Annotated in this window: 12 protein-coding genes; 7 read left to right on the forward strand and 5 right to left on the reverse strand. The window is 70.5% G+C overall.

Annotated elements, in window-relative coordinates; all coding sequences use genetic code 11:
- Positions 1-34: 34 nt before the first annotated feature.
- Positions 35-994, forward strand: coding sequence for a threonine/serine dehydratase (locus tag AB0I51_RS23535; protein WP_362978091.1), 960 nt, complete (start codon positions 35-37; stop codon positions 992-994).
- Between the two features lie 181 nt (positions 995-1,175).
- Positions 1,176-2,882 (forward strand): MFS transporter, encoded by a 1,707-nt coding sequence (locus AB0I51_RS23540; RefSeq protein ID WP_362978093.1) that lies wholly within the window; start codon positions 1,176-1,178, stop codon positions 2,880-2,882.
- A 91-nt stretch (positions 2,883-2,973) separates the two neighbouring features.
- Here the strand turns inward: AB0I51_RS23540 and AB0I51_RS23545 are convergent, their stop codons facing one another.
- Positions 2,974-3,570, reverse strand: coding sequence for a DinB family protein (locus AB0I51_RS23545; RefSeq protein WP_362978095.1), 597 nt, complete (start codon positions 3,568-3,570; stop codon positions 2,974-2,976).
- 493 nt (positions 3,571-4,063) lie between these two features.
- On the opposite strand from AB0I51_RS23545, the gene AB0I51_RS23550 reads away from it, so the two are divergent.
- The 3 genes from AB0I51_RS23550 (at position 4,064) to AB0I51_RS23560 (ending at position 7,595) form a co-directional block, all read left to right on the forward strand.
- The gene (locus AB0I51_RS23550) at positions 4,064-5,698 is read left to right on the forward strand and encodes a serine/threonine-protein kinase (RefSeq protein ID WP_362978097.1); all 1,635 of its coding nucleotides are present in this window, start codon (positions 4,064-4,066) and stop codon (positions 5,696-5,698) included.
- A 106-nt stretch (positions 5,699-5,804) separates the two neighbouring features.
- Positions 5,805-6,827: a hypothetical protein gene (locus AB0I51_RS23555; RefSeq protein WP_362978338.1), complete on the forward strand. Its 1,023-nt coding sequence runs from the start codon at positions 5,805-5,807 to the stop codon at positions 6,825-6,827.
- A gap of 111 nt (positions 6,828-6,938) precedes the next feature.
- The gene (locus AB0I51_RS23560; RefSeq protein WP_362978340.1) at positions 6,939-7,595 is read left to right on the forward strand and encodes a DUF2238 domain-containing protein; all 657 of its coding nucleotides are present in this window, start codon (positions 6,939-6,941) and stop codon (positions 7,593-7,595) included.
- Here the strand turns inward: AB0I51_RS23560 and AB0I51_RS23565 are convergent.
- Positions 7,519-8,013: a DUF6328 family protein gene (locus AB0I51_RS23565; protein ID WP_362978099.1), complete on the reverse strand. Its 495-nt coding sequence runs from the start codon at positions 8,011-8,013 to the stop codon at positions 7,519-7,521. The genes AB0I51_RS23560 and AB0I51_RS23565 overlap by 77 nt on opposite strands.
- A gap of 46 nt (positions 8,014-8,059) precedes the next feature.
- Positions 8,060-9,043 carry an aldo/keto reductase gene (locus AB0I51_RS23570; protein ID WP_362978101.1) on the reverse strand — a complete coding sequence of 328 codons (984 nt, stop codon included), beginning with the start codon at positions 9,041-9,043 and terminating at the stop codon, positions 8,060-8,062.
- Between the two features lie 136 nt (positions 9,044-9,179).
- Here AB0I51_RS23570 and AB0I51_RS23575 point away from each other — a divergent pair, with 136 nt between their 5' ends.
- Complete coding sequence (locus tag AB0I51_RS23575) at positions 9,180-10,901, forward strand: cholesterol oxidase substrate-binding domain-containing protein (protein ID WP_362978103.1); 1,722 nt, start codon at positions 9,180-9,182, stop codon at positions 10,899-10,901.
- Positions 10,902-10,994: 93 nt separating this feature from the next.
- Positions 10,995-11,864, forward strand: coding sequence for a squalene/phytoene synthase family protein (locus AB0I51_RS23580; protein WP_362978342.1), 870 nt, complete (start codon positions 10,995-10,997; stop codon positions 11,862-11,864).
- Here the strand turns inward: AB0I51_RS23580 and AB0I51_RS23585 are convergent.
- Positions 11,861-12,451, reverse strand: a complete 591-nt coding sequence (locus AB0I51_RS23585; RefSeq protein WP_362978105.1) for a TetR family transcriptional regulator — start codon at positions 12,449-12,451, stop codon at positions 11,861-11,863. The genes AB0I51_RS23580 and AB0I51_RS23585 overlap by 4 nt on opposite strands.
- Complete coding sequence (locus AB0I51_RS23590) at positions 12,448-13,938, reverse strand: MFS transporter (protein WP_362978107.1); 1,491 nt, start codon at positions 13,936-13,938, stop codon at positions 12,448-12,450. Before AB0I51_RS23590 ends, AB0I51_RS23585 begins: the two co-directional genes overlap by 4 nt.
- Between the last annotated feature and the right edge of the window lie 63 nt (positions 13,939-14,001).

Raw genomic sequence — 14,001 nt, forward strand, 5'->3', positions numbered from 1 at the left:
GACCACCTTGCCCCGTGCCGGAAGGATGACTGCCTTGATCGGCATCTCGGACATCGAAGCCGCCGCCGAGCGGATCGCCGGCCACGTCGTACGCACCCCGACCGTGGAGAGCCCCGGACTCTCGGAGCTGCTCGGCGTCCCGGTCACGACGAAGCTGGAGCTGTTGCAGCGCACGGGTTCCTTCAAGGCGCGCGGTGCCACGGCGAAGCTGCTGTCGCTCGGCGAGGACGAGCTGGCGGCCGGTGTGGTGGCGGTCAGCGGCGGCAACCACGGGATCGCGCTCGCGGTCATGGCGGCGGCGCTGGACGTGAAGGCCACGGTGGTCATGCCGCGTTCGGCACCGGCGCGGTCCGTCGCGCTGGTGGAGGCGGCGGGCGCGTCGCTGCGACTGACCGACGACATGCCGAGCGCGTTCGAGCTGGTGAACCGGCTGCGGGACGAGGGGCTGACCCTGGTCCACCCGTTCGACGACCCGGTGGTGATCGCCGGACAGGGCACCGTGGGGCTGGAGTTCGCGGACGACGCGGGTGAACTCACCGACGTACTGGTCAGCATCGGGGGCGGTGGGCTGATCTCCGGGGTCGCCTCCGCCCTGCACGCCCGGCGGCCCGGGATCCGGGTCTGGGGTGTGGAGACCGAGGGCGCCGAGGCCATGTCCGCGGCGCTCGCGGCCGGCGGCCCGGCGCAGGTCGCGCCGTCCTCGATCGTGACCACGCTCAGCGCGCCGGCCGTGTCGCAGCTGACGTACGACCATGTGTCGGCCCTTGTCACCGAGGTGTTGACCGTCTCCGACCAGGACGCCGTGCGTGGCTGTCTCGACCTCGCCGAACACGGCAAGGTGTGGACCGAGCCCGCCGCGGGCTGTCTGCTGCCCGCCGCCCGGCAGGTCCTGGAGCGGGTCGGCGACGGCGCGCGGCTCGGCCTCGTGGTGTGCGGGGGCAACGCCACGGCCGGGGAGATCGCGGACTGGTCGGAGCGCTTCGGGCTGCGCTGACCTGCCGTTGACGGACTTGGCGATGCCGTCTTCCCGCATGAAGGGTCACGTTCTCGACCCCGTGTGCGAAGCCTTGTCGCACATCTAGCCATACCGACTAGTCGGTACTACGCTCCGCCGAACGGAAGGGCCCCCAGCCTCCCGCCGCTCACCCGTCCCCAGCCGTTCCAAAGGGAGTCGTATGTCTTCCGCTTCCGCACCGTTTGACACGAGTAACCCCGACACCGACGCACCCCGCGCCGACTCTCGTGGCGCGCTCGCCCGGCTGTACCGCCGCGATCTGCCGGCGTACCCGGCCACCGGGCGGCGCATGTCGTACCTGGCGATCGTGGTCGTCACGACCGTCGTGCTCTACTACATGCTCTACATCCAGTACGCGGTGGCGACGTCGATCATCACGCACTTCGACATGACCTACCGCTACTTCGTGTGGGTCTCGGTCATCGGCAACGCCTTCGGGGCCTTCGCCTCCCTCGTGGCCGGCCTCGCGGACCGCTGGGGACGGGCGAACCTCGTCGTCTACGGACTGCTGATCGCCGCGCTCCTGGTCTTCTTCGGACTGCCCAACGCGGCCGACAAGACGGCGTACCTGGTGCTGTTCGCCGTCGTCAGCGTCATCGAGGGCATCGTGCTGGTCGCGACCCCCGCGCTGATACGGGACTTCTCACCGCAGCTCGGCCGCGCCACCGCGATGGGCTACTGGACGATGGGCCCGGTCATCGGCAGCCTGGTCGTCACCTCGGTGACCAGCAGCACCCTCGACTCCGCCACCTGGCAGGACGAGGTGCGGTACTCCGGGGCGGCCGGGCTGATCGTGTTCGTCTTCGCCCTGTTCGCCCTGCGCGAGCTGTCGCCCGGGCTGCGCGACCAGATCATGGTGAGCCTGCGGGACCGGGCCCTGGTCGAAGCACGCGCCAAGGGACTGGACACCGAGGCGGTACGGCGCGGCGAGTGGCGGCAGATGCTGCGCCTGGACGTTCTCGGCTCCGCCTTCGCGATCGCGGTCTTCCTGCTGCTGTACTACGCCGCCGTCGGAAACTTCGTCGTCTACTTCTCGACCACCTTCGGCTACAGCGAGCAGCGCACCAACGGCCTGGCCAACTGGTACTGGGCCGCGAACGCACTCGCGCTGATCGTGGCCGGCCTGCTCTCGGACCGGCTGCTGGTGCGCAAGCCCTTCATGATCGTCGGCGGGGTCGGCGCCGTAGTGGCGACCGCGGTCTTCGCGTCGAGGGCCACCCACGCGACAACCGGCTACTACACCTTCGCCTGGCTGTTCGTGGCGATCGGCGTGTTCAGCGGAATTGCCTACGCCCCGTGGATGGCGAGCTTCACCGAAACCGTGGAGAAGCACAATCCGGCCGCGACCGCCGCCGGCCTCGCGGTCTGGGGCTGGACGGTACGGATCGTCGTCGCCGTGTCGGCGGCGTTCATCCCGGTGCTCGTCACCTCGGTCACCCCGCTCGTCGAACACGGCGCCGAGGTCGCGGCGGCACAGAAGCAGGCCACCCCTGCGCTGGCCGTCATCGGAGCGCACCCCCAACTCTTCGCCGAACTGGGCAAGTACACGCCGACCACCACACCCGCCGACCTCGCCGCCCGCGCGGTCAAGGAGGTCGGCCCCGCCGACCTGGCCGTCGTACAGAAGGCACAGCCGCAGCTCAAGGTGCTCAAGGAGTACGGCACGGAGGTGCAGAAGGCCGCGAAGAACGGTCCCGGCGAATGGCGCACCTGGTGGTGGATCTGCGTCGGCGGCCAAGTCCTCTTCCTGCCCTTCGTGTTCGTGATGGCCGGCCGCTGGAGCCCGAAGAAGGCCCGCGAGGACGCCCGGGCCCACCAGGACGCCGTCGACCGTGAACTGGCGGCGCTCGCCGGAAGCGAAGCCTGACCGGAGCCTTACCGTTTTCCGGCCGGAGCACCGACCGTCGCTGCGGCGTGAGCGTGACAGCTCCGCCGCAGCGGATCGGTGACTGGACGAGTCAGCCGTCGGCCTCCCGCGCCACACGCTCCAGTCGACCCCGATAGTCCTCCCACCACGCCTGATCTCCTGGCGGCAAGTTGTCCTTGCCCCGCAGATGTCCGACGGATCCGTCGATGAACTCCCGCACGATGTCGGCGTGACCGGCGTGCCGGTGCGTATCGGAGATCACGCGCACGACGATGTGATGCAGCGTCGCCTCCCGGCGTTCCTCCGGCCACCACGGGACACGACCGACCGCGTCGAGCGGCAGCGCCGTGATCGTGCTGTCGGAGTGCTCCCACGCCTGGCGGTACAACCCGACGATCAGTTCCCGCGCTTCGCCCGCCGTGGCCCACATGCCCGAATTGGGCTCCGACTCCTCGGTGTACCACCAGGACGGCGGCTCCCCGCCGAAGAACGGCCGCCCGAACGTGTCGCCGAGGTAGCCCAGCTCCACACAGGCGACATGCTTGACCAGCCCCAACAGGTTCGTGCCCGTGGGAGTCGGCGGACGGCGGAAGTCGTACTCCGGCAGACCGTCGAGTTTCCACAGCAGAGCGTCACGCGCCTCTTGCAGATACCCGAGAAGGTCCGCTTTCGGGTTCGGTTCGATCATGCCGGGCAGTCTCCCGGCCGGTACCGACAGTTGAGCCCGACACCGCTCGGGCACCCCGTCCCCGGACTTGTGCCCGCCGACGGCCGGGCGCGACGCCTACGCCGACGGCCCGAGTCCCGTATTCCTCCACACGCCCTCCGCCGCGGCGCGTGAGCGTTCGATCGGGGTCCACCTGATCGGGCTGCCGACCACTTCAGACCGCCGATCTGAACTCCCGGGAACAGGCAGGTAGCCGCGGGAAGTTCCCGGGCACGTGGGGCAGTCTCCACGAGACAAGAGGACCTGGTCAGGGCGCCAACGGCGGGAAAGTCGGTCGTTACCGGCGGTTACCTCCAGGTCGGGGCAGGGATATTCCACGTCGACATTTCCCCGCCCTCCTGCCACCGAGATTGAATAAAAGGCAAGAATCACCGGGGAATTGGGATTCCTTTGAACCACACCATCACAACCGCCGTACTTCTGGGAAAGGTGAGAGCCAGGGGTTCAGCGAGGGATGGCCATGGTCGAGACGCACGTCTCAGTACACGAGTCAGTCGCCGGCAGATACCGGCCCATGGAGGTCGCCCATCGCGAGACGAACCGTGTCACCTGGTACGGCGAGGACATGGCCGCCGAACGCCCCTGCCTCCTCACCCAGGTGACACTGCCCGCCGCACTGGACGAGGAGAGCGCGCGCCGGACCACCGCCGCCATCATGCGCACCTCCGAGATCATGGTGCTGCTCAGTCCCACCCGGGTCGCCCAGGTCATGGACGCCGTCGAGGACGCCGGCACCCTGTGGACCGTCACCGACTGGATCGACGGCACACCGCTCGGTCAACTCCTCGCCCAGCAGGGCACGTTCCACTATGTACGGGCGGCCCGCATCGGCCTCGAACTGCTCGACATCCTGGAGGCGGCACACAACGAGGGCATCACCCACGGCGAACTCAGCCCCGGCCAGGTGTTCGTGCGGGACCGGGGCACCGTCGTCCTGACCGGCTTCGGACTCGCCGGCGCCACCCTCGTCCCACGGCTCACCGCGCCCTCCTACGCCTCCCCCGAACAGGCCCGCGACGAGCGCATCGGACCGGCCGCCGACCTGTGGGCGCTGGGCGCGATCCTCTACACACTGGTCGAGGGACACCCGCCGTTCCGGGACCGGGGCCGCCCCGAGGCAACCCTGAAGGGCGTGGACCGGCTCCCGATGCGCGGCCCGTCGCGCGCCGGGCCGCTGGCGCAGGTCATCCAGGGGCTGCTGCGCAAGAACTCCCGCGAGCGGATGACCCGTCCGGTGGTCCGCGAGGCGCTCACCCGCATCCTCCACGAGGACCCTTACGCGGACCGCGAGCCCGTCCCCCTGCCACGGCTGCGGCGGGCCTACGACACGTTCCGCGGGGCGGGCACCACCTGGAGCGGGCGCGGCATGGCCGTCGGCACCGCCCTGGCCGTCGGTACCGTCACGGTCGCCGTGCTCGCCACCACCCACCAACTCCCGGGCACCGAGACCTCCTCGGCCGCCTCCCCCTCGCCCCTCCCGTCCGCCTCGGCCTCGGCCAGTTCCCCCGGCGAGAACGTCGACGGTCACGCCTACAGCCCCTCCGCCACGCCCTCACCGACATCCCCCGCGGCCTCCGCCTCGCCCTCGGTCACCGCGTCCCCGTCCCCCACCGCTTCCGTACTGCCCGCCGGCTTCCGGGTGTTCAAGGCGCCGGAGGGCTTCTCCGTCGCGCTCCCCAAGGGCTGGAAGGTGGTGGACACCCAGCGCGAGACCGACGTCGCCTACCGCGTCACCTTCGGCGCCTCCGGTGACCCGCGCACCCTGGCCGTGACCTACAGCACTCAGGCGGGCCCGGACCCGGTCGCCATCTGGCGTGACGACGTCCTGCCGGGACTGAAGCAGACCCAGGGCTTCCAGCAGATCGGCGACATCAGGGCCACGACGTACCAGGGCGACAAGGCGGCCGACCTGGAGTGGTTCTCCGGCACCGGCGACGCCAGGGTGCGTACGCTCGGGCGCGGATTCCTGCTCGGCGGCGGGCGCAGTTTCTCGCTACGGTGGACAACGCCCGCCGACGAGTGGAACGACGCGGCCAACCGTCAGGCGTTGCAGACCTTCTTCAAGACCTTCCGGCGGTCGGCGAACTGACGGCGACGCGAGGGCCGGGCACTCAAACCAGCGGCAATGGGTGGATATAGGCTGCATGTTCGCACCATGCCTCATCTCAAGCCCAGGAGAGTCCGCCTTGACCGTAGTGATCGACCAGGCCGAGACGTCCTTCACCGCCCTCGACGACGCCGGCCTCGTCGCCCGGGACGCGCAGGAGTTCGGAGCGTACGCCCGCACCGGCGGCTGGGCCTTCGGCCTGAAGGTGGCGCGCAGCGTACGGCCGGGCGGGCAGAGCCCGGACGAGACGCCGAAGGTGTCCGCGAAGGAGTTCGCCGAACTCGCCGACTGCTCCCCCGAGCGCGTCATGCGCTACTACAAGGCCTGGGACCGGGCCGCGGACGACGGTCTCGTCCCGCACTTCGAGGAGCTGGCCCCCGGCCAGGAGGTCGAACTCCCGGACGCCGACGTGTGGTTGAACTACTACGTCTCCCGCTCCAGCGCGACCTCCGAGCGCGGCACCGCCATCTCCGAGGCCGCCGAGGCGGAGGGCATCCGGCCCACCAAGGCGCTGGAGGTCGCGGAGAACCCGACCGCGCTGCGTGCCGCGATCCTCGCCGACCCGTCCACCGCGCGGGCGGCCCGGCAGGCCCTGCTGGACCGGGTGCGTGAAGACCCCGAGCTGCAGGCCGAGTTGGCCCGTGACGTGGTCCGCACCGACGACCTGAAGAAGGCCGTCGCGACGGAGAGCCGCTCGGCGGACCGCATCGGCTACGTCCGCCAGATCGCCGAGTCGGGCCAGATCAAGACCCCCGCCGGACAGACCGTCGACGCGCCTTTGGACGTACGCCAGGAGGCCGAGCGGCACCTGTCGCTGCTCGACGAGCTGGAGGACGGCGAGGACACCGGCGAGTGGGCCACCGAGGCCTACGACACCATGAAGAACCTGGTCGTCGAGACGGTGGAGGCCGATCCCGAACTGCGCGTCCAGGAGCGGCGGACGAAGTTCTACAGCAGCCTCCAGAAGGCCACGAAGGCGTTCGAGGAGCTGACCTTCGACGATGCCCAGGACTTCTACGAGGACGACATGGTCCAGCGCCTGGAGGAACTCCAGCAGGCCATCGACAGCTGCCTCAACGCGCTGCGCAAGAGCACCACTCCGGCTGAGTAGCCGTACTCATGCAGTGATTTCGGCCTTCGGACACGATGGGGCTCCCCACGACAAGGGAGCCCCATCGTGTCCGTCGTTCCTTCCGCACCGCGACGCCGTCTGCCCGCCGCCATGGTCGCGCTGGTGATCGTAGGCATGGCCCTCTCCGCCTGGCATCCGCACGACCGCACGACCTGGTTCCTGGAGACCGTGTGGGTCTTCGTCGGACTGCCGGCGATCGTCCTGACCTGGCGGCGCTTTCCCCTCACCGGCCTCCTGTGCTGCCTGCTCGCCGCGCACGCGCTGGTCCTCGCCGTGGGCGGCCACTACACCTACGCGCAGGTGCCGGTCGGCGACTGGGTCCGCGACACGTTCGGGCTCAGCCGGAATCCCTACGACCGTTTCGGCCACCTCATGCAGGGTTTCGTACCGGCGGTCCTGGTGCGGGAAGTGCTCACCCGCACCTCGCCGCTGCGCGGCAGCCGCTGGCTGGCGCCGCTCACCGTGTGCGCGTGCCTCGCCTTCAGCGCCCTCTTCGAGCTGTTCGAGTGGGCGGCGGCCGTGATCGGCGGGCACAGCGCGGACGCCTTCCTGGCCACGCAGGGGGATGTGTGGGACACGCAGTGGGACATGTTCTGCGCGCTGATCGGCGCCATGCTCTCGGTGCTGCTGCTCAGCCGGGTCCACGACCGGCAGCTGACGCGGCTCGGGGTCATCGACTCGGTGGACCCGTATCGCGCTGTCTCGCCCACAGTGGCAGTACGAACCAGCACAGCAGATACCAGGTGACCACACCGGCGACCAGCCAGGGCACGTATGCGTCGTGGGTAGCGACCCGGAGAACGAGCAGCAGCGCGGCGGTCATCGTGGCCAGCAGCAGGACGAGACCGACGAAGGTCAGCCTGGAGGCCCAGCGCACCGCCCGGGGTTTCACACTCCGGCCGGAGACCAGGCGGTGCAGGGAGACCGGCCCGATCAGCGCTCCGGTGGCGGTGGCGCCGAGGACGACGGTCACGACGTAGAGGACCTGGTTCGTGTGCTCCAGCTGGTCGTACTTCGGGGTGAAGACGACGGTGAGGAGGAACCCGAAGAGGATCTGTACGCCGGTCTGCGCGACCCGGACCTCCTGGATGAGCTCGCCCCACATCCGGTCCGCGCGCTCCTCGTCGGACTCGTCGCGTCCCGTCCGCTGGTCTTCCTGGGTCATGCGGTCCGTGTAACCGGACCGCCGCCCGTTCAAACAGCGCCGGAAGCTACCAGCGGCCCTCCACCTGGGCCTTGATCCGGCGGTCGTAGAGGTCGCGGATCGCGGTGAGCGTGTCCTGGGACAGGGCGGGCAGCCCGGCCGCCGCCGCGTTGGCGCGGGCCTGTTCGGGTGAGCGGGCGCCCGGGATCACCGTGGTGACACCGGGCTGGTCGATGATCCAGCGCAGGGCGAGCTGGGCCGGGGTGTATCCCTCGGGGGCGAGGGCGGAGAACTCGGCGGCGGCCTCGACGCCCGTCGTGTAGTCGACGCCGGAGAAGGTCTCGCCCTGGTCGAAGGCCTCGCCGTGGCGGTTGTAGGTGCGGTGGTCGTTCTCCGGGAAGACCGTGTCCTTGGTGTACTTGCCGGACAGCAGGCCGGAGGCGAGGGGCACGCGCGCGATGATGCCGACGCCCGCCTCCTGGGCGGCCGGGAGCACCTGGAGCAGGGGCTTCATGCGGAACGCGTTGAGGATGATCTGCACGCTGGTCACGTTCGGCCGGGCGATCGCGGTGAGGGCTTCCTCGCAGGTCTCGACGCTGACGCCGTACCGGGCGATGCGCTCCTCCGCGACCAGGGTGTCGAGGGCGTCGAACACCTCGTCCGAGGAGTAGACCTGTGTCGGCGGGCAGTGCAGCTGCACCAGGTCGATGCGGTCGACCCCGAGGTTGCGGCGCGAACGGTCGTTCCACGCGCGGAAGTTGTCCAGGACGTAGTTCTCGGGGATCTGGTCGACGCGGCGGCCCATCTTCGTCGCGACCAGGACATGCAGATCGGGCCGGCCGCTCAGGAAGGCGGCGATGGTCTGCTCGCTGCGGCCGTCGCCGTACACGTCGGCCGTGTCGAAGAAGGTCACCCCCGACTCCGCCGCCGCCTCCAGCACGGCGAGGGCTTCCTTGTCGTCGACGTCTCCCCAGTCGGCGCCCAGCTGCCAGGTGCCGAGACCGACGACGGATGCCTGCTGCTGCGACCTGCCGATTACACGTTCGTCCATGCCGCCAGTCTGTCATCCGACACCGCCATGCGCGGAACGGGCTCCTCCTGGCCGCGACCTGTGAAACTTTCACTCACATGGGTGAACCGGTTCGACAAGCTGCCTACTCGTGTCAACTCCCACCTAGCGTGTGCGCGTGACCGATCATGTGGCGAACAACCTCCGGAAAGGGAACGACAGTTCCGCTGCCTGGACCCGTCGGGGCTTCCTCCTCTCCGCCGCGGCCCTGGCCGCCGTACCCGTCCTCCTGACGGCCGATCCGGCCGTAGCCGCGGCCGAGCTGCCCGACTTCCCGTCCGAGGTCGATCTCTACCGCTCGGCGTACCGCAACTGGGTCGGCGAGATCACCGCCGACGGGCTGTGGGCGTGCGCGCCGACCGACGCCCAGCAGGTGGTGTCCGTCGTCAACTGGGCCTGGCAGCACGGCTGGCGGGTCCGGGCCCGCGGCTCCTCGCACGGCTGGTCACCGCTCACCATCGAGTCCGGTACGGCGTCGGACGCGCCGGTCCTGCTGGTCGACACCGCCCCGCACCTCACCGGACTGACCCTGGACTCCGCCTCGGCCGTCCGGGCCGGCACCGGTGTCACCCTGGAGGCGCTGCTCACCTATCTGGAGGGGCACGGCCTCGGCCTGACCGCCTCTCCCGCGCCCGGCGATCTGACGCTCGGCGGCGCCCTGGCCATCGACGCGCACGGCACGGCCGTACCGGCGAACGGCGAGGAGCGGACGGCCGGTCACACGTTCGGGTCGCTCAGCAATCTGGTGCTGTCGCTGACGGCGGTGGTGTGGGACTCGGACACCGGCGCGTACGTCCTGCGGACCTGCACCCGCGACGAGGCGGACTGCGCGGCGCTGCTCACCCATCTGGGGCGTTCGCTGGTCACCGAGGTCGTGCTGCGGGTGGGGGCGAACGCCAATCTGCGCTGTCTGAGCCGTACGGACATCCCGGCCACCGAGCTGTTCGCCGCGCCGGGGTCCGGCGGGCGTACCTTCGCGAGTTTCCTGGACGAGGCCGGGCGGGCCGAGGCGATCTGGTTCGCGTTCACCGAGTTCCCGTGGCTGAAGGTGTGGAGCGTCGCGCCGACCCGGCCGCTGACCTCGCGGCGCGTCTCGTCGCCGTACAACTATCCGTTCTCCGACAACGTGCCGACACTGGTCGCGGATCTGGTCGGGCGGATCCTGTCCGACGGTGCGTGGTATCTGGCGCCGGTGCTCGGCAGCGCCCAACTCGACGTGGCGGCTCTGGGGTTGACGGCGACGCTGTCGGCGGACATCTGGGGGCCGTCGAAGAACACACTGCTCTATGTCAGGCCGACGACGCTGCGGGAGACCGCAAACGGCTACGCGGTGCTCACCGGTCGGGCCCAAGTACAGCGTGTGGTGCACGAGTTCACCGAGTTCTACCGGGAGCGGCTCGCCGCGTACGCCGCGCTCGGCCGGTTCCCCGTCAACGGCACCGTCGAGATCCGGGTCACCGGCCTCGACCACCCCGCCGACGCCGAACACACCGATGCCCGTGCCCCGTTGCTGTCCGCGCTGCGGCCGAGCGCCGAGCACCCCGAGTGGGACACGGCCGTCTGGCTGGACGTGCTGACACTGCCGGGCACGCCGTACGCGGAGGAGTTCCTGCGGGAGTTGGAGCAGTTCCTGTTCCGCTCGTACGACGGCACCCGGGTCGAGTGGTCCAAGGGCTGGGCGTACACCGAGCAGTCCGCGTGGAGCGACGAGGAGGTGCTCGGGACGGCGATCCCGGGTTCGTTCGGGGAGTCGGTGTGGGGGCAGGCGGCGGGAACCTTCGACCGGCTCGACCCGCACGGGGTGTTCGGGAACGCCTTCCTGGACAGGCTGTTCGGCTAGCACTGACTAGGCTGTGTCGAGGATCTCGACACAGGGAGAGTTGCGACCGGTTGGCCGACCGCGCTGACGAAGACAGGCATCACCGACCCGCGACTGCGGCGCGCCTACGACGTCCGGCGTGGGATCGTCCGCAGGTACGCGCCGCACGAGTACGTGGCGGTGAGGCTGTTGCTGCCTGCGGAGCTGCATCCGCCGGTCGTCGCGGAGGCCTACATGCACACGACCGACGAACTGATCGACACCGGTGATGTGGACCCGCGTGCGGCGGCCCTCGCCGCCTGGGACGCCGAGAGCACGACGGCCCTGGAGAGCGGCGAACCACCCGAGCAGGACGCTCTGTTGGCACTCCGGGACACCGCTCGCCGTCATCCGCACATGGCGGCCCGGGTGCGGGCCTTCCTCGACGGCGCTCCCGTCGAGGCGAGCTGGACCGGCTTCGAGACGGAGGCCGACTTCCAGGCGTACGTGGACAGTTACTCGCTGCCCGGCCTGATGCCGACCGCGTGCCTGCTCGCGCCGGCCGCCCCCGACGCGTACGAGTCGTACGTCCAGGGGTGCCGGGACCTGATCGAGGGCTGGCAGCGCAGCGACTTCCTCGCCGACCTACGCGAGGACGCCGAGAACGACCGCATCGGCATCCCGCGGGACGAACTCGCCCGGCACGGGCTGAAGTTCGACGATCTGCGCAGCAGGCCGGAAGCGTGCGTGCCCGCGCTGGACCGAGTGGTCCGGGCACAGGCCGACCTCGCCGGGACCACGCTCGCAGGCTGCCGTGGGCTGCCCGCGCCCGTCGCGGCGGAACACCGGCCGTTCCTCGACGCCTTGATCGCCGTACAGGAACTGCGGCTCGGCGCGGTACGCCGTGCAGGGGGCAGGGTCCTGCTGCACGACACGGGGTCGTCGGCGTTCGCCACGCTGCGGGTCCTGGTCCGGCAGTACCGAAGGGCACGCCCATACGCCTAGGACTCCAAGTGGGCCTGCACCGTGGGCCCGTACCGGTCCACGATGGTGTCCGTCGGAGTCTCGCGCAGCCGGGTGCCGCGTGCGATGCCGTACATGACGCCGAGGCCGAGGAGGGTGGAGACGGCGAGTTCGGCGCGCAGGGCGGCGTCGGGGCCGGGGAGCCGTTCGGCGAGACGGTCGACCACCTGGGCGCGGAAGTTGACGCGCAGGATGTCGCCGTGGTCGCCCTGCAGGGGCGCGAACGCGATGCGCAGCAGCGGGTCGGCGCCCCGCTCGCGCTGGCTGACCAGGACGTGCCGGACCATGTGGCGGCCGAGCCCGTCGAGCGGGGAGTCCAGCAGTGCCTCCGCGTCCGACTCGAAGGACATCACGCGGGCGAAGAGGGCTTCCTTGTTGCCGAAGTACTTGAGGATCAACGGGGCGCTGACACCGGCGCGTTCGGCCACGGCCTTGAGGGTGATGTCGGCGTGCGCGTTCCGGGCGAGGAGGTAGCGGGCCGCCCTGAGGATGGCCGCCTTGGTCACCTCGGCGTCCCGGCGTGCGGGCGGGGACGGGGAAGCGGTGGGTGGGGTGCTCACGGCCCTCATGCTCCCTCCAGCGCCTCGTCCCGCGCGCCCCGGGTACGGCCGTCCGTGCCCGCGGCCTTGTCGGACGTGGCGTCGCCGGGGATGGTGAGCGCCGTCGCGCAGGCGACCAGGGCGACCACTCCTGCGATGGCGAAGGCCATGAGGTAGCCGTGCAGTGTGGGCAGCGGGCGTCCGCCGACCGAGCTGATGTGGTGCACCAGTACGGCGGCCACCACGGCGCTGGAGGTGGCCTGGCCGATGGTGCGCATCAGGACGTTGACGCCGTTGGCGGACGCGGTCTGGCCGGCCGGGACGGCGCGCAGGATGAGGGTGGGCAGCGCCGAGTAGGCGAAGGTGGTGCCGGTGGCCACGACGGTCGCGCCGAGGATGATCGTCCACAGGTCGTGGCTGTCGGCGATGCGCACCACATAGCCGAGCGCGATGATCGCGGCCCCGAGGGCGAGCGTGATCCGCGGGCCGCGGGCCGCCGAGATCCGGGCCGAGACGGGTGACAGCAGCAGCATGGTGATGCCGCCGGGCAGCAGGCACAGGCCGGTCTCGACGATCGACAGTCCGAGCCCGTACCCGGTGGCCTCGGGCGCCTGTACCAGCTGGGCGGTGACCAGGGAGTTGGCGTAGAACGCGAAGCCGGTCAGCAGGGCCGCCACATGGGACAGGCCCACCCGGGGCCGCGACACCAACCGCAGGTCCACCAGCGGGAGTTCGGTGCGCAGCTGCTGCCACCACCACAGGGCGAGCACGACGACCGCGCCGAGGAACAGCGCCAGGATCCGTGGGCTGCCCCATCCCCACTGGCCGCCCTGGGACACGCCGAGGAGCAGGCACACCAGCCCGACGGCGAGTCCGAGCGCGCCGAGCACGTCGAAGCGGCCGGGTTCGCGGACGGGCGACTCGCGCACCGCCCACCAGATCGCCGACACACCGATCGCGCCGAGGGCGCCGGTCGCCCAGAACATGACGTGCCAGTTGGAGTACTGGACGATCAGTGCCGCCAGGGGCAGTCCGAGCGCGGCACCGATACCGACGGTGGAACTCATCAGCGCCACCGCGCCGCCCCTGCGTTCCGGGGGCAGTTCGTCGCGCAGGATGCTGATCGACAGGGGTACGACGGCGGAGGCGGCGCCCTGGAGGGCGCGGGCCGTGATGAGCACGCGGATGTCGGAGGACAGGGCGCACATTACCGAGCCGACGGTCATCAGGCTCAGGGCGCCCGTCAGGACCCGCCGCTTGCCGTACATGTCGCCGGCCCGGCCGAGTACGGGGGTGAGGACGGCGCCGGAGAGCAGGGTCGCCGTGACCATCCAGGAGACGGCGCCCGCTGAGGAGCCGGTGAGCCGGGGCAGGGACGGCAGCAGGGGGACGACCACGGTCTGCATGACCGCCATCAGGATCCCGCCGAAGGCCAGCACCGGAACGGTGAGCCGGTCCCGCAAGGGGGTCCGCCCGGTGGTGCCGGGCGGGTCGGGTATCGGTACGGGCTGGCCCATGGGCCCTCCAGCGGACACGTAAAAGAAGGTGAATGGCTATTCACCTTATCCAGTGAATAGCCA

Origin of the sequence: Streptomyces sp. NPDC050549, from assembly GCF_040655035.1 — a bacterium.
GTDB lineage: Bacteria > Actinomycetota > Actinomycetes > Streptomycetales > Streptomycetaceae > Streptomyces.